The sequence below is a fragment of the Streptomyces sp. NPDC059718 genome, from assembly GCF_042733315.1.
GTDB lineage: Bacteria > Actinomycetota > Actinomycetes > Streptomycetales > Streptomycetaceae > Actinacidiphila.
In genome coordinates, this window is sequence record NZ_JBHWGA010000032.1 from 66,404 (window position 1) to 85,916 (window position 19,513).

At 73.6% G+C, this 19,513-nt stretch carries 20 protein-coding genes and 1 pseudogene; 11 read left to right on the forward strand and 10 right to left on the reverse strand.

Annotation, left to right across the window (positions count from 1 at the left end):
• Positions 1 to 25: 25 nt before the first annotated feature.
• Together ACFV3E_RS30920 and ACFV3E_RS30925 are read right to left on the reverse strand one after the other, a co-directional pair.
• Positions 26 to 1,243 (reverse strand): inorganic phosphate transporter, encoded by a 1,218-nt coding sequence (locus tag ACFV3E_RS30920; RefSeq protein ID WP_500537662.1) that lies wholly within the window; start codon positions 1,241 to 1,243, stop codon positions 26 to 28.
• A 246-nt stretch (positions 1,244 to 1,489) separates the two neighbouring features.
• On the reverse strand, positions 1,490 to 2,881 hold the full coding sequence (locus ACFV3E_RS30925) for an NAD(P)/FAD-dependent oxidoreductase (RefSeq protein WP_500537663.1): 1,392 nt from the start codon (positions 2,879 to 2,881) through the stop codon (positions 1,490 to 1,492).
• A 117-nt stretch (positions 2,882 to 2,998) separates the two neighbouring features.
• On the opposite strand from ACFV3E_RS30925, the pseudogene ACFV3E_RS30930 reads away from it, so the two are divergent.
• From ACFV3E_RS30930 to ACFV3E_RS30940, 3 genes and pseudogenes are all read left to right on the forward strand, one after another.
• Positions 2,999 to 3,652, forward strand: a pseudogene (locus ACFV3E_RS30930) (class II aldolase/adducin family protein); the annotation flags it as partial.
• 209 nt (positions 3,653 to 3,861) lie between these two features.
• The gene (locus tag ACFV3E_RS30935; protein WP_500370263.1) at positions 3,862 to 4,974 is read left to right on the forward strand and encodes an alpha/beta hydrolase family protein; all 1,113 of its coding nucleotides are present in this window, start codon (positions 3,862 to 3,864) and stop codon (positions 4,972 to 4,974) included.
• A gap of 126 nt (positions 4,975 to 5,100) precedes the next feature.
• Positions 5,101 to 6,483, forward strand: a complete 1,383-nt coding sequence (locus tag ACFV3E_RS30940) for a hypothetical protein (RefSeq protein ID WP_500537664.1) — start codon at positions 5,101 to 5,103, stop codon at positions 6,481 to 6,483.
• A 37-nt stretch (positions 6,484 to 6,520) separates the two neighbouring features.
• On the opposite strand, the gene ACFV3E_RS30945 is transcribed toward ACFV3E_RS30940, so the two are convergent.
• Complete coding sequence (locus tag ACFV3E_RS30945) at positions 6,521 to 6,934, reverse strand: VOC family protein (protein ID WP_500537665.1); 414 nt, start codon at positions 6,932 to 6,934, stop codon at positions 6,521 to 6,523.
• Positions 6,935 to 7,036: 102 nt separating this feature from the next.
• A complete protein-coding gene (gene ypfJ / locus ACFV3E_RS30950) occupies positions 7,037 to 7,939 on the reverse strand; it encodes a KPN_02809 family neutral zinc metallopeptidase (RefSeq protein ID WP_500537666.1) in 903 nt (300 codons plus the stop codon).
• 230 nt (positions 7,940 to 8,169) lie between these two features.
• On the opposite strand from ypfJ, the gene ACFV3E_RS30955 reads away from it, so the two are divergent.
• The 3 genes from ACFV3E_RS30955 (at position 8,170) to ACFV3E_RS30965 (ending at position 11,278) form a co-directional block, all read left to right on the forward strand.
• On the forward strand, positions 8,170 to 9,768 hold the full coding sequence (locus ACFV3E_RS30955) for an ABC-F family ATP-binding cassette domain-containing protein (protein WP_499511146.1): 1,599 nt from the start codon (positions 8,170 to 8,172) through the stop codon (positions 9,766 to 9,768).
• A gap of 377 nt (positions 9,769 to 10,145) precedes the next feature.
• Positions 10,146 to 10,367 (forward strand): helix-turn-helix domain-containing protein, encoded by a 222-nt coding sequence (locus ACFV3E_RS30960; RefSeq protein ID WP_018560612.1) that lies wholly within the window; start codon positions 10,146 to 10,148, stop codon positions 10,365 to 10,367.
• A 119-nt stretch (positions 10,368 to 10,486) separates the two neighbouring features.
• Positions 10,487 to 11,278, forward strand: coding sequence for an enoyl-CoA hydratase/isomerase family protein (locus tag ACFV3E_RS30965; RefSeq protein WP_500537667.1), 792 nt, complete (start codon positions 10,487 to 10,489; stop codon positions 11,276 to 11,278).
• Between the two features lie 101 nt (positions 11,279 to 11,379).
• Here the strand turns inward: ACFV3E_RS30965 and ACFV3E_RS30970 are convergent, their stop codons facing one another.
• Positions 11,380 to 12,075 (reverse strand): hypothetical protein, encoded by a 696-nt coding sequence (locus ACFV3E_RS30970; protein WP_500537668.1) that lies wholly within the window; start codon positions 12,073 to 12,075, stop codon positions 11,380 to 11,382.
• A 157-nt stretch (positions 12,076 to 12,232) separates the two neighbouring features.
• On the opposite strand from ACFV3E_RS30970, the gene ACFV3E_RS30975 reads away from it, so the two are divergent.
• Genes ACFV3E_RS30975 through ACFV3E_RS30995 form a run of 5 tightly spaced genes read left to right on the forward strand, consistent with a single transcriptional unit; the run spans position 12,233 to position 14,508 of the window.
• Complete coding sequence (locus tag ACFV3E_RS30975; RefSeq protein ID WP_500537669.1) at positions 12,233 to 12,727, forward strand: Asp23/Gls24 family envelope stress response protein; 495 nt, start codon at positions 12,233 to 12,235, stop codon at positions 12,725 to 12,727.
• Between the two features lie 31 nt (positions 12,728 to 12,758).
• On the forward strand, positions 12,759 to 12,941 hold the full coding sequence (locus ACFV3E_RS30980) for a hypothetical protein (protein ID WP_018560608.1): 183 nt from the start codon (positions 12,759 to 12,761) through the stop codon (positions 12,939 to 12,941).
• A gap of 8 nt (positions 12,942 to 12,949) precedes the next feature.
• Positions 12,950 to 13,339: an Asp23/Gls24 family envelope stress response protein gene (locus tag ACFV3E_RS30985; protein WP_500370269.1), complete on the forward strand. Its 390-nt coding sequence runs from the start codon at positions 12,950 to 12,952 to the stop codon at positions 13,337 to 13,339.
• Complete coding sequence (locus tag ACFV3E_RS30990; RefSeq protein ID WP_500537670.1) at positions 13,336 to 13,932, forward strand: DUF6286 domain-containing protein; 597 nt, start codon at positions 13,336 to 13,338, stop codon at positions 13,930 to 13,932. The genes ACFV3E_RS30985 and ACFV3E_RS30990 overlap by 4 nt, the downstream gene beginning before the upstream one ends.
• Positions 13,933 to 13,938: 6 nt before the next feature.
• Entirely contained in the window at positions 13,939 to 14,508 is a 570-nt protein-coding gene (locus tag ACFV3E_RS30995; protein WP_500537671.1) for an alkaline shock response membrane anchor protein AmaP, read from the forward strand.
• A 54-nt stretch (positions 14,509 to 14,562) separates the two neighbouring features.
• On the opposite strand, the gene ACFV3E_RS31000 is transcribed toward ACFV3E_RS30995, so the two are convergent.
• The 5 genes from ACFV3E_RS31000 to ACFV3E_RS31020 form a co-directional block, all read right to left on the reverse strand.
• Positions 14,563 to 15,324: an SDR family oxidoreductase gene (locus tag ACFV3E_RS31000; protein ID WP_500537672.1), complete on the reverse strand. Its 762-nt coding sequence runs from the start codon at positions 15,322 to 15,324 to the stop codon at positions 14,563 to 14,565.
• A 4-nt stretch (positions 15,325 to 15,328) separates the two neighbouring features.
• Complete coding sequence (locus ACFV3E_RS31005) at positions 15,329 to 17,122, reverse strand: glycoside hydrolase family 15 protein (RefSeq protein WP_500537673.1); 1,794 nt, start codon at positions 17,120 to 17,122, stop codon at positions 15,329 to 15,331.
• A gap of 58 nt (positions 17,123 to 17,180) precedes the next feature.
• Positions 17,181 to 18,008 (reverse strand): SURF1 family cytochrome oxidase biogenesis protein, encoded by an 828-nt coding sequence (locus ACFV3E_RS31010; RefSeq protein WP_500537674.1) that lies wholly within the window; start codon positions 18,006 to 18,008, stop codon positions 17,181 to 17,183.
• 86 nt (positions 18,009 to 18,094) lie between these two features.
• A complete protein-coding gene (locus tag ACFV3E_RS31015) occupies positions 18,095 to 18,349 on the reverse strand; it encodes a metallothionein (protein WP_500537675.1) in 255 nt (84 codons plus the stop codon).
• An 80-nt stretch (positions 18,350 to 18,429) separates the two neighbouring features.
• Positions 18,430 to 19,416 (reverse strand): DEDDh family exonuclease, encoded by a 987-nt coding sequence (locus ACFV3E_RS31020; protein WP_500537676.1) that lies wholly within the window; start codon positions 19,414 to 19,416, stop codon positions 18,430 to 18,432.
• Positions 19,417 to 19,513 lie beyond the last annotated feature (97 nt).

Sequence of the window (19,513 nt, forward strand, 5' to 3'; positions counted from 1 at the left end):
TTCCGGGGCCGGTGCGGCGCCGCCGTCAGGCGGAGGCCTGGGCGGGGTCGGCGTCGACGGTGGCGGCCGTGAGGCCGGCGGGCGGCGGGATCACGGCGGCGATCGCCGTGGTGATGACGCCCGGCTCCTCGGCCTCGCCGTGGGCCTCGTTGACGTTGGTGTGGTCGATGGGCTTGCGGCGCGAGGCGATCCAGATCGCGACGCAGGCGGCGAGCGCCAGGACGGCGACCGCGGTGACGCCCAGGTCCCCCTGGTCGGCCAGGAGCGCGGCGCCCGCCGCGACCAGACCCGCGGCCGGAAGGGTGAGCCCCCACGCGGCGAACATGCGGCCCGCGGTGCTCCACCGGACGACGCCGCCCTTGCGGCCGACACCGGCGCCCATGACGGAGCCGGAGCAGACCTGCGTGGTGGAGAGCGAGAAGCCGAGGTGGGAGGAGGCGAGGATGACGGTGGCGGCGCCGGTCTGGGCGGCGAAGCCCTGCGGCGGCTGGATGTCGGTGATGCCCTTGCCCATGGTGCGGATGATCCGCCAGCCACCGATGAAGGTGCCGAGCGCGATCGCCATGCCGGCCGACACGATGACCCACAGCGGCGGGTCGGAGTCGGGGGCGACGACGTTGCCGGCGATCAGGGCGAGGGTGATGACACCCATGGTCTTCTGTGCGTCGTTGGTGCCGTGCGCGAGGGAGACCAGACCGGCCGAGGCGATCTGCCCGGCCCGGTAGCCCTTGGCGGTTGCCTTCGGGTCGGCGTTGCGGCCGATGCGGTAGGTCAGGCGGGTCGCCAGCATCGCGGCGAGACCGGCGACCACCGGGGCGCAGACGGCCGGGATCAGGACCTTCATGACGACCGCGTCACCGTTGATCGAGCTGAAGCCCGCGGAGGCGACGGAGGCGCCGATGAGGCCGCCGAAGAGGGCGTGGGAGGAGCTGGAGGGGAGGCCCGCCAGCCAGGTCAGCAGGTTCCAGACGATGGCGCCGACGAGCCCCGCGAAGATCACCTCGGGCTTGATGCCCGCGCTCTCGTCGAGGATGCCGCCGGAGATCGTCTTCGCCACCTCGACGGAGAGGAAGGCGCCGACGAGGTTGAGCACGGCGGACATGGCCACCGCCGTCTTGGGCTTGAGCGCGCCAGTGGAGATGGTGGTCGCCATCGCATTGGCGGTGTCGTGGAAACCGTTCGTGAAGTCGAACACGAGTGCGGTAATGATCACGATTCCGATCAGGAGCGTGATGTGTTCCATTGACCCAGGCATTCGTTCGATCGGACAGTGGCGGTGGCGACCGTACGGAGTCTGGATGAACGGAAGGTGAACGAGGGGAGGCGTGGCGGTGCCGGTGCGTGCGGGGGGTGTGGGCCCGTGTGGACTTCGCCCCGGAATCCGGCCTTTGACGTGCTTCGATCGCCCTTCCCGGCGCCTCCGGAAGAGATCCTGGTCACGGCCCGGGGCCGTCGTGGCCCAGCGGGGGGACGGGCCCTGGGCCGCGGCCTAGTGGCGGCCCGAGATGCGGTCCGCGACGCGCGCCACCCGGTCGGTCTCCGCGCTGCGTCCGGTCTGCTCGCGCCGGTCGGCGGCGCGGTAGGCCGCGTACAGCCCGTGCACCCCGATCCACCGGAAGGGCTCGGGCTCCCAGCGGCGCACGCGGTGGTGCACCCACGGCAGGGACGTCAGCTCCGTGCCGTGCGCCTGGCCGGAGTCCAGCTGGACGAGGTCGCGCAGCGTCCGCGCCGCGAGGTTCGCCGTCGCGACCCCGCTGCCGACGTAGCCGCCCGCCCAGCCGAGGCCGGTGGAGCGGTCCAGTTCGACGCTCGCGCACCAGTCGCGCGGCACGCCGAGCACCCCGGACCACGCGTGGTCGACCGCCACGCGCCCCGTCGCCGGGAAGAAGCGCACCAGGATCTCGCGCAGCGCCTCGACCGTCGCCGCCTGGGTGCGGCCGTCGTTGTCCGTACGGGAGCCGAAGCGGTACGGCACCCCGCGGCCGCCGATGGCGATCCGGTCGTCGGCGGTGCGCTGCGCGTACATGTACGCGTGCGCCATGTCGCCGAGCGCCTCCCGGCCCTCCCAGCCGATGGTGTCCCAGACCTCCTTCGGCAGTGGCTCCGTCACGATCATCGAGGAGTTCATCGGCAGCCACGACCGCTTCTGGCCCTTGAGCGAGGCGGTGAAGCCCTCGGTGCAGCGCAGGACGTAGGGGGCGCGCACGCTGCCGAACGGGGTGACCGCGTGCTTCGGCCGGATCTCGGTCACCGGGGTCGACTCGTGGACGACGACGCCGAGCGCCTCCACCGCCCGGGCCAGCCCCTGCACCAGCTTCGCCGGGTGGACGCGCGCCCCGTGCGGCGTCCAGGTGCCGCCGGCCGTCCCGGCGACCCGGATCCGCGCGGCGGACTCGGCGGCGCCCAGCAGCAGGCGGTCCTTCTCGCCGAAGGCGACCTCGGCCTCGTGGAACGCCCTGAGCCGCGCCAGCTGCGCGGGGGAGTACGCGACCTCCAGCACCCCGCCCTTGTGGATGTCCGCGTCGATGCCCTCCTCGGCGGCGACCCGGATCACCTCGTCCACGGTCCCGTTCATCGCGCGCTGCAGCGCCACGGCTGCCTCACGGCCGTGCAGCGCGGCGTAGCGGTCGCGGCCGGCGATGCCGTTGTACAGCCAGCCGCCGTTGCGGCCGGAGGCGCCGTAGCCGCAGAAGCGCTGCTCCAGGACGACGATCCGCAGGAAGGGCACGGCCTTCTTCAGGTAGTAGGCGGTCCACAGCCCGGTGTAGCCGCCCCCGACGATGCACACGTCGGCGGTGGTGTCCCCGGGCAGCGGCTCACGCGGCACCGGGAGCCCTGACTTCGCGTACCAGAAGGAGATGCCGCCGTTGACGGTGGTCATGGTGCCCCTGCAATTCGTATGCGTGATCGGTCCGGAAACTGTGCCGGGACGCTACTGTGCCCCGGGAGCGTGGGGCAACGGCCAACCTGTCAGGATCAGCGCTCGGAGGTGACACGGATGTCGGTGCGGAACGCGGTGGCACGGGCCTGGTCGGAGCTGGTGGACACGGCCCGCCGCTCGGTCGACGACGGTCTCGTGGTCGGTACGTCCGGCAATGTGTCGGTGCGGGTGGGCGACGACCTCGTGCTGGTCACCCCCAGCGGGGTTCCCTACCACCGCCTGGGCCCGGACGACACGGTCGGCGTCGGCCTGGACGGCAAGCAGGTGCTCGGCGAACTGCGCCCGACGAGCGAGCTGGCGATGCACCTCGCGATCTACCGGCACACCGATGCGGGCGCCGTCGTGCACACCCACGCCGTGCACGCCACCGCCGTCTCCACGCTCCTCTACGAGCTGCCCGCCATCCACTACATGGCCGCGGCCCTGGGCGGCCGGATACGCGTCGCCGACTACGCCACGTACGGCAGCGAGGAACTGGCCGCCAACGTCCTGCGCGCGCTCCGCGACCGCACGGGCTGCCTGCTGCGCAACCACGGCACCATCGTCTACGGCGACGACCTCGAGCAGGCCTACGACCGCACCGCGCAGCTGGAGTGGATGTGCCAGGTCTGGCTCGCCGCCCGCTCCGTGGCCGGCTTCTCGCCCTCCCTGCTCTCCAAGCGCGAACTCGCCCGTGTCGCCGAGAGACTGCGCCAGTACGGCCAGCCCGGGGACGAGCCGGAGGAGGAGCACGAAGGGCACGGGGCACACGGCGAGCACGAGGCCCACGGGGAGCACGGCGGGTACGGCGAGCAGGGGGAGCACCGGGCCGCACGTGCCGACGTCCCCCGGCCCCGCGCGGCCCACGACGCCGAGAACGACTGAGCCCGGACGGCCCCGCCCACTGGCCGCGCGGGGTGAGCGCGCGGAGACTGGAAGCGATGCGCCTCACCACCGCGGCGGCCCTCGCCGCCACGACAGCGTTCGGTGCCGGTGCGGCCGCGGTGGCGGCCGGGCGGCATGTCTCCGAGCTTGCCCTCAGGCCGACCGCGAACGGCGTCGACCCGGATCCGCTCACCGTCCACGCCGTGACCGGGCAGGACGTCACCCTCAGCCGGACCCTGGGCACCGCCCGGCGCGGTGTGCACGGCCTGATCGCGGCCGGGGTGCACGTCACCGTCGGCGAGGTGCTCTCGACGGCCCCGGACTCGGTCACCCGCCGTCTGGTGCGGATCAACCGCGGCGGCGTCGCGCCGGGCGACCAGGTGCGGCTCACCCCGCAGACGCACGTCGGCACTCCGGGATCGGCCCTCGGCCTGGAGTACCGGGACGCCGAGATACCCGCCGAACTCGGCCTGCTGCCCGCCTGGTTCGTGCCCGGCGCCCGTGACACCTGGGTCGTCCTCGCGCACGGCCTCGGCACCTCCCGCGAGCTCGGCATGAACGTCATGGCGTTCCTGGCCAAACTGCGGCTGCCCGTGCTCGCGTTCTCCTACCGCAACGACGCCGGCGCGCCCCCCTCGTGGGACGGCATCGGCCACCTCGGCGACTCAGAGTGGCGCGACCTCGACGCGGCGATGCGCTACGCGGTACGGCACGGCGCGCGCCGGCTGGTGCTGCACGGCTGGTCCACCGGCGCGACGATGGCGCTCCGGGCCGCCTGCCACTCCCCGCTGCGCGCCCTGGTGTCCGGGATGGTCCTGGACTCCCCGGTGCTCGACTGGCAGAGCACGGTCCGTGCCGCCGCCGCTTCCCGGGGTGCCCCCCGCGCGCTGCTGCCGCTCGGCGTGCGCGCCGCCGAGGGCCGCACCGGACTGCACGCGGAGCGGATCGCCGAGGCCGCCCACCCCGAGCGGCTGGACGTCCCGGCACTCGTCTTCCACGGTCCCGACGACACGCTCGCCCCGTGGGGGCCGTCCCGCCAACTCGCCCGGCAGCGCCCGGACCTGGTCACGCTGCACGCCGTCAGCGGCGCCTCGCACGCGGCCATGTGGAACGCCAACCCCTCAACATACGAGGAGGCCCTCCGGCGCTTCCTCACCCCCCTCCTCTGACGCTCGCCATACGTGGTCTTTATTATCCGCACAAAGACCTATCTCTCCCTTCAATTCGGGCGGGGACGATCCCGGTACGGGGACGCTCGTTTGGGTTTCCGGGTGCTCACCCGCAAGACTGCTCCCGTGACGTCCCGTATCCCGCGAGACACTCCGCTGCGTCTTGTCCCGCGCAGGCCACTCGCCACCGCGCGCCGTGCCGCCACAGTGCGGCGAAGCCGTCCGCCGCGGCCTCCGGAGGGAATCCCGGCGCTGCCCGAGCTCGCCCGCAGGGCGCGCACCGAACTCGCGGACGCCGTACGGCTGGCCCGCTGGGCCGACGCGGAGACCGGCGCCGCCGCCCCCGGGACCGCCGGGATACTACGGGACCCCGACGTGCTGCGCGCGGCCGCCGCCCTGGGCCTGACGGAGCGGCAGGTGCGCACCGCCTGGGACCGGGCCCGGCTGACCGGCCTGATCGAGCTGCACAAAGGAGGAGCCGCCCGGCCCGGCTGGCGACTGCGCGCCTGGGACCGCGACGACACCGCCGTGCTGCGCGGCTGGGTCGCGCTCTTCGACGCGTGGTCGCTCGCGCACCCCGCGGCGCTCGAGCCGGAGTGCGCCGACGCCGACCCCTCGCTCGTCGCCGAGGTCGTCGAGGCCGCACCGCAGCTGCTCTCCCTGCTCCACCTCTCCTCCGGTCCGGTCGCCGTGGCCGTGCTGCTGGACCTGTTGCGGCAGCGTGTGGCCGAGCTACGCGCGGAGCGCCACGAGCCCCCGGCCGGTGCCGCCCGCGACGAACTGCCCGCGCTGCTGGACTGGACGCTGGACGCGCTCGCCCGGGTCGGCGCGCTCAGGCCCCGCGACGCCGCCCGCCCCGGCGAGGTCACCGTCACCGCGCTCGGCAGCTGGGCGGTGTGGGTGAAGCTGGAGCAGATCTGCGTGGCCGCGCAGGGACCCGCCGGGCACTTCGAGCACTCCGCCGAGGAGATGCTCAAGGCCTGCATCGGGATGCCGCCGGGTGCCGCCCGCGACGAGTACAAGGCCTGGCTGGCGGCCCGCCCGGTGGCCCAGGCGGTGGGCGAGTTCCTGGACGTGGCCCGCGGCGACGACGCCCTGCTGCGCGCCCTGGCCTTCGAGGCGCTGCGCGTCGTCGGCGGCCCGGCGGAACCGGCCGTGCGCGTCGTGGTGGACGAGGCCGGCCTGCGGCCCTACGCGCTGCTGTGGCTCGCCGAGCACGAGGGAGGGGACCCGGAGGACGTCGCCGCGCTGCTCACCCGCGAGGAGTCCACCTGGCTGTGGGTGGACACCGCCGCGGCCGTCGCCGACCACGGCGAGAGCCACCTGCTGGTGAGCCATCTCGAGACGGCCGTCCAGGGCTCGGTCAGCCGACTGCTGGAGGAGCTGCGCCACGCGGGCCACCCCCGCACCGTCCAGGTGCTGGTCGCCCTCGCGGCCGCCCACCCCGACCCGGCCCTGTCCAAGATGATCCGCCGGGCCGCCTTCCAGGTGCACACCGGGGGAGAGTGACGACGGGGCCGCGACGACGGGCCCGCGACGACAGGGCCTACTCGTCCGGTATCCGCGGCACGTAGGTGCCGAAGGACCAGAGGTTGCCCTCGGGGTCGCGGGCCGTGTAGTCCCGCGACCCGTAGTCCTGGTCGGTGAGCGGCAGCACGACCTCGGCCCCGGCGGCGACGGCGCGCTCGTGGTGGGCGTCGGTGTCCTCCACGACCACGTACACCGACACGGCGCCCAGGTCCGCGGCGATCCGGCTGAAAGCCGTCCCCGAGCGCTCGTTGCCGAGCATCACCACGCCGTTGCCGTACGCGAGTTCCGCGTGCTCCACGACGCCGTCCTCGCCCTGGTGCACCGCGACCTCGGTGAAGCCGAAGGCCTCCTTGAGGAAGGCGATGGCGGCCTTCGCGTCCTTGTAGCGCAGCGTCGGGTAGACGGTGGGCGCGGTTCCCTTGCCGGCCATGACGATCACCCTCCCCTTCCGGGACCTGACGTCCTGTGTGACGTGGATCCCAGTCTGGCAGGGGGGTCCGACAATGGCCCCGCGCACGGACATTCCGGCCGGTCAGCGCTGGAAGGTGTCGCAGTTGCCGGGGTCACCGGTGTCCAGTCCGGTGGTGAACCACTGCTGCCGCTGCGCGGACGAGCCGTGCGTCCAGGATTCCGGGGTCACCCGGCCCTGGACCCGGGACTGGATCGCGTCGTCGCCGACCGCCGCGGCCGCGTCCAGCCCCCGCCGGATGTCCTCCTCGTCGAGCGCGCGGATCATCGGGCTGCCGGTGTCCTCGTCGAGGGTCCGCGTGGCGTTGTGCGCCCACACCCCCGCGTAGCAGTCGGCCTGCAGCTCCACGCGCACCGAGTTGCTGCCGGGGCCGGTGAGCCGGTCCTGCGCCTTGCCCAGCGTCCCCACCAGGTCCTGCACGTGGTGCCCGTACTCGTGGGCGACGACGTAGCTCTCGGCGAACGGCCCGCCCTCCGCGCCGAAACGGCTGCTCAGCGTCGAGAAGAAGTCCAGGTCCAGGTAGACCTTGCGGTCCACGGGGCAGTAGAACGGCCCCGACGCGGGGTCCGCGACCCCGCACCCGGTGCGGATGGGCTGGTCGAAGAAGACGGTCGGCGCGGGTTCGTACGTCATGCCGCGCTCGCGGAACTCCGACGCCCAGTACGCCTGCACGTTGTTGATCACCGCGACCATGCGGCACTCCTGGTGGGCGTTGGCGTCCGCGCCGGTGCGGCAGCCTGCGGCGAGGTCCGAGCCCGAGGTGGTGCCCGGGGCCTGGCCCGGCGGATCGGAGGAGAGCCCCAGCTGGTCGGGACTGATGCCGAAGATCAGCCCGATCGCCAGGACGATCAGCCCGGCGAGGCCGCCGCCCACCATCTTGCCCCGCGGCCTGCCGCCGAACCGTCCGCCGCTTCGCCGGTCCTCCACCTGGGACGTGTCGAGCGATGCGTCGTCGTCGAACTGCATACCTACGATTATCTGCCGCTTTGTCCCTCCCGGCCCGTCACGGCCCCCGTCGCGGCCCCCGGCCGGGCCCGCCCCGGGTCCCCGGCGGAAAACCGTTTGCCGGGGACCCGTGCCGCCCCCGGTAGACTGGAGACATGGCAGTGATCCTCACGCATTAGACGGCGTCCGACCGCGACCCACCGCGACCACATCGTCCGACTGCCGTCCGCCACGTTCTGGAGCTTCTTCCCGTGATTACTGCCACCGGCATCGAGCTGCGCGCCGGAGCCCGCGTCCTCATCGAGTCCGCCTCCTTCCGCATCGCCCGCGGCGACCGCGTCGGCCTGGTCGGCCGCAACGGCGCCGGCAAGACCACCCTCACCAAGGTGCTCGCGGGCGAGGGCCTGCCCGCCGGCGGCACCGTGACGCGTTCCGGTGAGGTCGGTTATCTGCCCCAGGACCCGCGTACCGGCGACCTCGACGTCCTGGCCCGCGACCGCATCCTGTCCGCCCGCGGGCTGGACACCGTCCTGCGCAAGATGCGCGAGAACGAGGACCGGATGGCCAACGGCAAGGGCGCCACCCGCGACAACGCGATGAAGAAGTACGCGCGCCTGGAGACCGAGTTCCTCACCAAGGGCGGCTACGCCGCCGAGGCCGAGGCCGCCACCATCGCCGCCGCCCTGGGCCTGCCCGACCGGGTCCTCGCCCAGCCGCTGCACACCCTCTCCGGTGGTCAGCGCCGCCGCGTCGAGCTGGCCCGCATCCTCTTCTCCGACGCCGACACCCTGCTGCTCGACGAGCCGACCAACCACCTCGACGCCGACTCGATCGTCTGGCTGCGGGACTTCCTCAAGACCTACCGCGGTGGGTTCATCGTCATCTCCCACGACATCAACCTGGTCGAGACGGTCGTCAACAAGGTGTTCTACCTGGACGCCAACCGCTCCCAGATCGACGTCTACAACATGGGCTGGAAGCAGTACCTGACCCAGCGCGAGGCCGACGAGAAGCGCCGCAAGCGCGAGCGCGCCAACGCCGAGAAGAAGGCCGCGACCCTCAACGCCCAGGCCGACAAGATGCGCGCCAAGGCCACCAAGACCGTCGCCGCCCAGAACATGGCCCGCCGAGCCGACAAGCTGCTGTCGGGGCTGGAGGCGGTGCGGCAGTCCGACAAGGTCGCCAAGCTGCGCTTCCCCGACCCCGCGCCGTGCGGCAAGACGCCCCTGACCGCCGAGGGCCTGTCCAAGTCGTACGGCTCGCTGGAGATCTTCACCGACGTCGACCTGGCCATCGACAAGGGCTCGCGGGTCGTCATCCTGGGTCTCAACGGCGCCGGCAAGACGACGCTGCTGCGGCTGCTGGCGGGCGTCGAGCAGCCCGACACCGGGGAGGTCGTGCCCGGGCACGGCCTCAAGCTCGGCTACTACGCCCAGGAGCACGAGACCCTCGACCCCGACCGGACCGTGCTGGAGAACATGCGCTCGTCGGCGCCCGACATGGACCTGGTCGCCGTCCGCAAGATCCTCGGCTCGTTCCTCTTCTCCGGCGACGACGTCGACAAGCCCGCCGGCGTGCTGTCCGGTGGGGAGAAGACCCGGCTGGCGCTCGCCACCCTCGTCGTCTCCAGCGCCAACGTGCTGCTGCTCGACGAGCCCACCAACAACCTCGACCCGGCCAGCCGCGAGGAGATCCTCGGCGCGCTGCGCACCTTCACGGGCGCGGTCGTCCTCGTCACCCACGACGAGGGCGCGGTGGAGGCGCTGCAGCCGGAGCGGATCATCCTCCTGCCCGACGGCGTCGAGGACCTGTGGGGCCAGGACTACGCCGACCTCGTCACGCTCGCCTGATCCTTCCGGTACCCGCGGCCGATCATCCGTGTGGATCACTCCACTGGATCATTCGGCCGACGGGTGATCCTTCATCTGTGTGAGACCGGCTCGTACACCGGCGCGGGAACGTGCGAAATACCGGACGTACGAATGGATCAGCCGCGTCACGTGGGGAAACTCCTTACCGGCCCGGGTGACCTGCCTTTTCTCCGCCGTGATCCGGAGGGAGTCCGGGACGGCCCGGCGGAATGCCGGATTCCACTTGCTCGGCGGCGGGTGTCCGCGTCAACGGCGCGCCAAATGTTGTCGCACGGACCTTGCCGAATGGGTGGCCAGGAAGTCTCCTAGGGGTGATCATGAGAGTCACAGAGCGCACTTCCCTAGAGGAGGCACGGGTGGCCGAGACTCTGAAGAAGGGCAGCCGGGTGACCGGCGCCGCGCGCGAGAAGCTCGCGGCAGACCTCAAGAAGAAGTACGACGGTGGAGCAAGCATCCGGGCGCTGGCCGAGGAGACCGGCCGCTCGTACGGCTTCGTCCACCGGATGCTCAGTGAGTCCGGCGTGACCCTGCGCGGTCGCGGTGGGGCGACACGGGGCAAGAAGGTTTCCACGGCCTGACACAGCCGGGCGCCCCGTGCGGCGGCTCGGAGTCGTGGCAGCACCACCCGGTCGCGGAAACGGCCGACCGGGTGGTTACTCTTCGGTAATCCAGACTGCGGATCGCCAGGAGGTGCCCGATGTCCGACCCCATTGTGTTGCTGGAACGTGACGGCGTACGACTCGTGACGGAGGATTCCGTCGCCACCGTCACGCTGTGCAACGCGGCCAAGCGCAACGCCCAGTCGCCCGCCCTGTGGCGGGCGCTGGTCGAGGCCGGTCGTCTGCTCCCGGGCGGCGTACGGGTCGTCGTGCTCCGCGCGGAGGGCGTGTCCTTCTCCGCCGGGCTGGACCGGCAGGCCTTCACGCCTGAAGGATTCGACGGCGAGCCGTCGTTCATCGACCTCGCGCGCGCTCCCGAGGGCGAACTCGACGGCACGATCGCCGAGTACCAGTCGGCGTTCACCTGGTGGCGGCGGAACGACGTCGTCACCGTCGCCGCCGTGCAGGGGCACGCCATCGGAGCGGGTTTCCAGTTGGCCCTCGCCTGCGACCTGCGCGTCGTCGCCGACGACGTGCAGTTCGCCATGCGCGAGACCAGCCTGGGCCTGGTCCCCGACCTCGCCGGCACCAAGCCGCTGACCGAACTGGTCGGCTACGCCCGGGCGTTGGAGATCTGCGCCACGAGCCGCTTCGTCGGCGCCGAGGAGGCCTGCGCCACCGGCCTGGCCAACGTCGCCGTCCCGGCCGCCGAGCTGGACGCCACGGTCAAGGACCTGGTGGGCGCCCTGCTGGCCGCGCCGCGCGACGCGGTGATCGAGACCAAGGCCCTGCTCCGCGAGGCCACCGGCCGTTCGTACGACGAGCAGCGGGTGGCCGAACGCGCCGCGCAGGGCCGCCGGCTGCGGGACCTGGCGGGCGTGGGGGAGTAACGCCCCGACCGGGCGCGCGCACGATGGACCGGGCGCCCGGCGCCGACGGCGTCCGCGCGCCGCTCCGCGGCCGCCGTGTCGCGGCCCGGGTCCCCTTGGGCTCAGCCCTTGGCGATGTCGGTGACCACGACGGTCGTGACGTCCTGCGTCACGGCCGTCACCGCCGTGGCCACCGCCCGCCCGACGTCCAGGGCACGGTGACCCGCGTCCACCGCGATCTGCACCTGTGACGGATGGCGCTGCCCGCCCAGCCGCGAGGTCAGCCCGGCCACCCCGGGCACCGCCGCCGCGACACGGCCCGCGGTGGTGGCGGACCGCCCGTCCTCCGGCGGGTCGGCGGCCTCCGCGGGCCGTGCCGCCGGCGGGCTGCCCTCCTCCAGCAGTCCGGTGACCGTCAGGTCGACCGCCTCCGGCTCCAGACCGACGCCCTCGGTCGCCGCCTCCCACAGCGCGTCGCGCAGCCGTCCGGCCGACTCGGGCAGCGGAAGCTCCGGGGTGGCCTCGAAGCCGGCCTCCACCCGCAGCGGCCGCCTCGGCAGCGCCCCGGACGGCGCCGACTCCGGCAGCACCGCCGCCGCGTTCCCGGGCTCCCCGTCATGTGGCCCGTCCGGTCCGTCCGCCGTGCCGATGCGCAGGGTGCCCAGGCGGATCCCGGGCACCGCGTCGGCGGCCGCGCGCAGCACCCCGGCCGCCGCCCGCTCGGTGACCCACACCGTGTCCCCGGGCCCGCCGAGGGGGAGCACCCGGCCGAACCCGAGCTGCCGGCGTACCGCACGAGCCAGCCGGTCCGCGGTCATCGGCCGTCGCCTCCCTCCACCGCGCGCGTCCGCGCGGGCCGCCATCCTGGCCCTGATCGCTGCATCCTCACGGCGCGACGGGGCATGCCCACATAGTGTGGTGCACGGAGCAGCCCGTACCGCTCCCGCCATCGGAATCCCGAAGGGAAGAGGTGCGATGACCGACACCGCGCAGCAGCCGGAGGGGCGGGGCCGGACCCTGGAGAAGGGGACCAGCCCGGCCGGCAACGGCACGTCAGGGCAGCGGCGGGCGCCCCTGGGTGATCCCGCGACGCGCGGGCGGACCACCATCGCGGACGGCGTGGTCGAGAAGATCGCCGGGCTTGCGGCGCGTGACGTGGAGGGTGTGCACGCCCTCGGTTCCGGGGTCTCCCGCGGTTTCGGCGCGGTCCGCGACCGGGTGCCCGGCGGCAAGTCCGTGACCCGGGGCGTACGGGCCGAGGTGGGCGAGGTGCAGGCCGCCCTCGACCTGGACATCGTCGTGGACTACGGGGTCTCGATCGTGGCGGTCGCGCACGGGGTGCGCGAGAACGTCATCGCGGCCGTGGAGCGGATGACCGGCCTCGAGGTCATCGAGGTCAACATCGCGGTGGGCGACGTCAAGCTGCCCGAGGACACGGACGACGACGACCAGGAGCAGCGGGTCCAGTGACGGGCCCCGGGTGGGAAACAGGGAGCGGACGATGAGCATGGCCGTGCTCGGCTTGATCGTCGGGATGGCGCTCGGATTCGCCGGGTACTTCGGTGGGTTCGCGGCCTTCCTGCTCGTGGCGGCGCTCGGCGCCGTCGGGTTCGTCGTCGGCCGGTTCCTCGACGGCGACCTGGAGCCAGGGGAGTTCTTCCGCAGCCGTGACCGGAGGCGGTGAGCCCCCGGATGACGGCCGCGGTGCCGACGCCGGCGTCCTCCGTTCCGCCCCTCGTCCCCGGCGAGCGCGGCTCGCTCCGCCTCGCCGACCGCGTGCTGGCGAAGATCGCCTCCCAGGCGGCCCGCGAGGCGCTGGCCGACGCGCCCGGCAGGGAGTACGTGCCGCGCGGGGCGCGCCCCCAGGCCGGCGTCTCCGTCCACCGCGAGCAGGTGTACGTACGGCTCTCCGTCGAACTCGGCTACCCGGTGGACATCGCCGCGGTGTGCCGCTCGGTGCGCCGTCATGTCGCGGCCCGGGTCGAGGAGTTGACCGGTGTCGTGGTCTTCGGGGTGACCGTGGAGGTCGAGCGGCTGCACTCGCGGGCCAGCCACATCCTGGAGGAGGCGAGGGTCCGGTGAGCGATCTCGGCCCGGCACCCCTTCCGCCGGCCGGACGGCCGCCGTACGGCTCCCGCCCGCGGCGCTTCTGGTCCCCGCGCCGCCTCCCGGCCGCGATCACCGCCGCCCTCCTGGCCGCCGCGGCCGGGCTGCTGCTGTACGACGTCGCCGCGGTGCGCGCCGGACGGTCCGGGATGGCCTGGCGCCGGATCCTCGCGGACGAACTGGCCACCCGCCCGCTGGACGACCCGTGGATCCTCGCCGGGGCCTGTGTGGCGGTCCTGCTCGGGCTGTGGCTGCTCGTCCTCGCCGTCACCCCGGGGCTCCGCGACGTGCTCGCCATGCGCGCCGGAACGGAGCCCGTACGGGCCGGACTCGACCGTCACGCCGCCGAACTCACCCTGCGCGACCGCGCGGTGGAGGTCTCCGGGGTGCGCTCGGCGCGCGTCACGGTCACCCGCCGTACCGCCACCGTGCGCGCCGTGATCTCCTTCCGGGAGACGGAGGCGGTCCGTGCCGATCTGGCGTCCTCCCTGGCCGATGCCATGGAACAGCTGGGCCTGGCCCGGCCGCTGGGCCTCGCGCTGCACGTCCGCCGCATGGAAGAGGGGTGAGGCGCGGTGCGCGCCACCGTCAATCGTGTCGTCCTCGCCCTCGTGGGGCTGACCCTGGTGCTCGTCGGCGCCGTCGTGCTGTGCTCCGCGACGGGCCTGCTGCGCCGTCCGTACACCGGGCGGGACGACGTGCTGCTCAGCGGGGGCGACCGGACCCGCTACGAGGCCTCCTCGTGGTGGTGGCCCGTCGTGATCGGCGTGCTGGCCCTGCTCGTGCTGGGCGCCCTGTGGTGGCTGCTCGCCCAGGTGCGCGACCGCAGGCTGCGCCGGCTGGCGGTGGACGCCGACGACGACGGCGTGGCCCTGCTGCGCGGCCGCGCACTGGAGGAGATCATCGCCGCCGACGCCGAGCAGCTCCACGGCGTCGACCACGCCACCACCGCGCTGATGGGCACGCCCACCGCGCCCCGCGCCCGGCTGCAGCTCGCCCTGTCCCCGCACGCCGTCCCCGGGGACGTCCTCGCCGGGCTCGACTCCGCCGTCCTGGACCGCGCCCGCGTCAGCGCCGGCCTCCCCCTGCTCCCGGCCGAGGCGCGTCTGCGCGCCGTCAGCCACCGTGCGGCCCGCGTCAGCTGACCGCGCCGGGGCGCGGCCGACGGGGCGCGGCCGACGGGGCGGCGGATGCGCCCGCTAGAACCCGCCGCGCGCCCCGCCGTCCACCGGGAGCATGACCCCCGTCAGGTAGGACGCCGCGGGCGACAGCAGGAAGGCGGCGGTACGGCCGAACTCCTCCGGGGTGCCGTAGCGGCGCAGCGGGATGCGCTCGCTGAGCCGGGCGCGGGCGGCGTCCGGGTCCCCGGTGAGGGCGTCGAGCTCGCGGACGCGGTCGGTGTCGATCCGGGCGGGCAGCAGCCCCACCACGCGGATGCCGCGCGGTCCCAGCTCGTTGGCCAGGCTCTTGGCGTAGCCGGCCAGGCCCGGCCGCAGGCCGTTGGAGACCACGAGCCCGGGGATCGGCTCGTGCACCGAGCCCGAGAGGACGAAGCCGATGACGCCGCCCTCGCCGAGCTCGTCGGCGGCCGCCCGGGACAGCCGTACGGCACCGAGGAAGACGGACTCGAACGCGTCCCGCCACTGGTCGTCCCCGATGACGTCGGTGCCGCCCGCCGGCGGCCCGCCGACGCTGATGAGGAAGCCGTCGAGCCTGCCGAACGCCCGGCGGGCGGCGGCGACCAGCCGCTCCGGGGCCTGGGGCCCGGCGTTGTCCGCGACGACGCCGGTCGCCCGCTCCGCGCCGCCGAGCGCCGCGACGGCGGCGGACACCGACTCCTCGTGGCGGCCGCTGACGACCACCCGCGCGCCGTCGGCCACCAGTTCCCGCGCGGCGGCGAAGCCCAGCCCGCGGGTGCCGCCCGTGACGACGTACACCCTGTCCTTCAGCCCGAGATCCATGGCGTCATCGTGCCCCATCGCAGCCGGAGAGGGTGAGCGCGGTGTTGACCAGGCCGATGTGGCTGAACGCCTGCGGGAAGTTGCCCAACTGGCGCCGGTCGACCGGGTCCCATTCCTCCGCCAGCAGGCCGACGTCGTTGCGCAGGCCCAGCAGCCGCTCGAACAGCTCGCGCGCCTCGTCGGCGCGGCCGATCCGGTGCAGCGCGTCGGCGAGCCAGAACGAGCAGGCCAGGAAGGCGCCTTCGCCGCCGGGCAGCCCGTCCACGCTGCTGTCCTCCAGGGTGTAGCGGCGTACGAAGCCGCCGTGGTCCAGCTCGCGGCGCACCGCCTCCACCGTGCCGACCACCCGGCTGTCGGTGACGGGGAGGAAGCCCACCTGCGGGATCAGCAGGGTCGCCGCGTCCAGTTCCTTGGAGCCGTAGTACTGCGTGAAGGTGTTGCGCTCGCGGTCGAAGCCCTTGCGGCACACCTCCCGGTGCACCTCGCTGCGCATCGCCCGCCAGGAGTCCGCGTCGCCGGAAAGATGCGGCCGCCCCTCCAGGGTGCGCACCGCCCGGTCGGCGGCCGCCCAGGCCATCACCTTGGAGTGCACGAAGTGCTGCCGGTCGCCGCGCACCTCCCACAGGCCCTCGTCGGGTTCGTGCCACTTGGACTCCAGGAAGTCCATCAGCGTGCGCTGCACCGCCCAGGCGTGGGGCTCGTCGCGCAGCCCGAAGCTGCGGGCGAGGAAGAGCGAGTCCAGGACCTCGCCGTAGACGTCGAGCTGGAGCTGCTTGGCGGCGGCGTTCCCGGTCCGCACCGGCAGGGACGCCTCGTACCCGGCGAGCCAGTCCAGTTCCTCCTCGGGCAGCCGGCGCTCACCGGCCAGCCCGTACATGATCTGCAGGTCGGCGGGGTCGCCGGCGACGGCGCGCAGCAGCCAGTCGCGCCAGTGGTAGGCCTCCTTGAGGTAGCCGGTCTCCACCAGCACGTTCAAGGTGAGCGTCGCGTCGCGCAGCCAGCAGAAGCGGTAGTCCCAGTTCCGCACCCCGCGGATCTCCTCGGGCAGCGAGGAGGTCGCCGCGGCGACGATGCCGCCGCTGGGCGCGTACGTGAGCGCCTTGAGGGTGATCAGCGAGCGCAGCACCGCGTCCCGCCAGGGACCGTCGTAGCGGCACTTGGCCGACCAGGACTCCCAGTCCGCGCAGCTCTGCTCCAGCGCCTGGTAGGGGTCGATCAGGCGCGGCCGGCTCTCGTGGGAGGGGTGCCAGGTCAGGGCGAAGGCGATCCGCTCGCCCTCGGCGACGGTGAAGTCGGCGTGGGTGGCGAAGCCCCTGCCGTACATGGGCACCTGGGGCTCGGTGCGCAGCCACACCGAGTCCGGCCCGGCGATCGCGACGCGGTGGCCGTCGGTGCGGCGCATCCAGGGGACGACCCGCCCGTAGTCGAAGCGCAGCCGCAGCTCGCTGCTCATGGCGACGTGCCCGCGCACGCCCTCGACGATGCGCATGACGTCCGGTGCGCGATCGCGCTGCGGCATGAAGTCGATCACCTTGGCGGTGCCGTCGCGGGTCTCCCACACGCTCTCCAGCACCAGGGTGCCCTCGCGGTACGAGCGGCGCGTGCACGGCTCCTCGTCCCAGGCGGAGGCCGGGGCGATCCGCCAGGTGCCGTTGTCCTCGTCGCCCAGCAGCGCGGCGAAGCAGGCGCCGGAGTCGAAGCGGGGCAGGCACAGCCAGTCGATGGAGCCGCTCCTGGAGACCAGCGCGACGGTCTGCAGGTCACCGATGATCGCGTAGTCCTCGATCAGTGCCGCCACGGTCGGCCTCCGTCTCTCCCTCTACGAGGGTCCCCGCTCTACGAGGGTGCCCCCGGCGCTAGGGCGACGCGACCGCAGCGGCGGCCGGCTCGGCCGTGGCACTCTCCTGCGCCGCCACGTCACGGGCGGCGAGCCGCTCCCGCCGCTCGCGGCGGACGAGGATGACCCAGCCGACCGGCACCATGGCGGTGAACAGCCACCACTGGATCGCATACCCCATGTGCATGCCGATGCTGCTGTGGTCGGGATCCGGGATCAGCTCGGGCTGCCGCCCGGAGGGCTTGGGGGAGGTCGCCGCCAGCTCGATGTAGCCGCCGACCGGCCGCTCCGCCGCGGGCAGGTCCTGGGCCACCATCCCGCTGTTGATCAGCATGATCATGCGGTCGGGCAGTCCGCCCTTGTTCCTGATGCCGGTCGCCGCGGTGGTCTCGTCCGGGCGCAGCCGGCCGGTGACGGTGACCTCGCCGGACGGCGCCGCGGGGACCTTGGGGAACGTGGTCAGGTCGGTGCCGGCGGGGATCCAGCCCCGGTTGACCAGCACCGACCGGCCGTCGGCCAGGACCAGCGGGGTGATCACGTGGTAGCCGATGCTGTCCCCGTCGGCGGCGGTGCGCTGGCGGGCGACGACCTCGTGGGCCGTGTCGTAGTGCCCGGTCGCGGTGACGGTGCGGTAGATCTGCCGCTTCGGCACGGCCGCGCCGGGGGCGGTCAGCGACTCCACCGGGACGGGCTCCGCCTCGAGGTTGTCCGCGATCAGGTGGTTGCTGGCCACCCGGCGCTCGTGCCGGTGCAGCTGCCAGAAGCCCAGCTCGACCATGGCGGGCATCAGGAGCAGTGCGATGAGGGTGAGGATCACCCACTGCCGGGACAACAGGAAGCGGTACACCCCATGACCGTACAACTCGGTCGCGGGGCGCCTTCCGGAGGGGTCGGACGGCGCCGTGGCGCGGCCGCCGGGATCAGGCGCCGGGATCAGGCGCCGCCGGGCAGCGAGCCGACCCGGTCGACGATGCCGCTGCGGCCCTCCGCCTTGGAGCAGTGGCCGCCGCAGTACCAGTGGCCGTCGACCTCGACTCCGTGGCCGACGATCCGTACCCGGCAGTGCTCGCAGATGGGCGCCATCCGGTGGATCGCGCACTCGAAGCTGTCGAAGACGTGCACGGCCCCCTGGGCGTGCACTTCGAAGCTCATCACGTAGTCGTTTCCGCATACTTCGCATCGGGCCATGAGGCCCAGGGTGCGGGCCGGGCCCTGGCGCGGCAATCGGTGACCGGGTGCGTCGCGGGCGCACCACTCGAACGGAGGCGTCAGCCGTGCACGTCCGGCGCGGGGGCGACGTCCCGCAGCAGCTCGGCGAAGCGGCGCTCGTCGACGACCGGGGTGCCCAGCTGCCGGGCCCGTACGGCCTTCGTGGTGAGCGCGTCGGGGTCGTTGGTCACCAGGAGGCTGGTCAGCCGGCTCACCGAGGACGACACGTGCAGACCCGCCTCGGTGGCGCGGTCCTCCAGCAGTTCGCGGTCGATGCCCGTGTCGCCCGAAAAGGCGACCCGCATCCCCTGGACCAGCGGTCCGCCGGACTCCAGCCGCCCCGGGTTGGGATAGGGGCAGGCCGGCCGCTTCCGCGAGGTCCGCCAGTTCATCGGCCGGTACGTGCTGCGGTAGCCCGCGGAGACCGACTGCCGGGGGACGGCCGTGTCGATCCACTCCGTCAGGGGGCGGCAGGCGTGCAGCGGCAACTGCATGCCGCCCGCCGCGGCCTGCCGCAGGCTGGGGCGGAACACCTCCGCCAGCACGCGCGCGTCGTCCAGGGCGTGGTGGGCGCGCTGCTGGACGACGCCGAAGTGCGCGGCCAGGGACTCCAGCTTGTGGTTGGCCAGCGGCAGCCCCAGCGCCTTGGAGAGCACGATGGTGCACAGCCGGTGCTCCACCGGCGCCACGGTGCCCGCCCGCGCGAACTCCCGGGCGAGCATGGACCAGTCGAAGACCGCGTTGTGGGCGACGAATACCCGGCCCGAGAGCCGGTCCGCCAACTCTGCGGCGACCTCGCCGAAGAGCGGGGCGTCGGCCAGCATGGCCGAGGTGAGGCCGTGGATCCACACCGGGCCCGGGTCACGCTGCGGGTTGACGGGGGTGTACCAGTGGTCCTCCACCTCGCCGCGCGCGTCCAGCCGGTAGACGGCCGCGGACACTATCCGGTCGTCGCGGCCGAGGCCGGTGGTCTCGACGTCCACGACGGCGTATCCGTCGGGGTAGGCCTCTGGCCACGACGGGTGCGGAAGCTGGGGCGCGTGCATGGAGGAACACAATACGGGCGGCCACCGACAGCGCCCGCCGCCACCCGCCCCTGGCGCACCGTCGGATCCCGCCGGGGAGGGGTCGGCCGCGGCGGCG

Bases quoted from the DNA above. Each gene is read 5' to 3' on its own strand.
- ypfJ (WP_500537666.1), bottom strand. From the start codon at position 7,939: ATGCAGTTCGACGACGACGCATCGCTCGACACGTCCCAGGTGGAGGAC.
- ACFV3E_RS30925 (WP_500537663.1), bottom strand. From the start codon at position 2,881: ATGACCACCGTCAACGGCGGCATCTCCTTCTGGTACGCGAAGTCAGGG.
- ACFV3E_RS31020 (WP_500537676.1), bottom strand. From the start codon at position 19,416: ATGCACGCGCCCCAGCTTCCGCACCCGTCGTGGCCAGAGGCCTACCCC.
- ACFV3E_RS31000 (WP_500537672.1), bottom strand. From the start codon at position 15,324: ATGGATCTCGGGCTGAAGGACAGGGTGTACGTCGTCACGGGCGGCACC.
- ACFV3E_RS30945 (WP_500537665.1), bottom strand. From the start codon at position 6,934: ATGGCCGGCAAGGGAACCGCGCCCACCGTCTACCCGACGCTGCGCTAC.
- ACFV3E_RS30965 (WP_500537667.1), top strand. From the start codon at position 10,487: ATGTCCGACCCCATTGTGTTGCTGGAACGTGACGGCGTACGACTCGTG.
- ACFV3E_RS30980 (WP_018560608.1), top strand. From the start codon at position 12,759: ATGAGCATGGCCGTGCTCGGCTTGATCGTCGGGATGGCGCTCGGATTC.
- ACFV3E_RS30970 (WP_500537668.1), bottom strand. From the start codon at position 12,075: ATGACCGCGGACCGGCTGGCTCGTGCGGTACGCCGGCAGCTCGGGTTC.
- ACFV3E_RS30920 (WP_500537662.1), bottom strand. From the start codon at position 1,243: ATGGAACACATCACGCTCCTGATCGGAATCGTGATCATTACCGCACTC.
- ACFV3E_RS31015 (WP_500537675.1), bottom strand. From the start codon at position 18,349: ATGGCCCGATGCGAAGTATGCGGAAACGACTACGTGATGAGCTTCGAA.
- ACFV3E_RS30935 (WP_500370263.1), top strand. From the start codon at position 3,862: ATGCGCCTCACCACCGCGGCGGCCCTCGCCGCCACGACAGCGTTCGGT.
- ACFV3E_RS30975 (WP_500537669.1), top strand. From the start codon at position 12,233: ATGACCGACACCGCGCAGCAGCCGGAGGGGCGGGGCCGGACCCTGGAG.
- ACFV3E_RS30985 (WP_500370269.1), top strand. From the start codon at position 12,950: ATGACGGCCGCGGTGCCGACGCCGGCGTCCTCCGTTCCGCCCCTCGTC.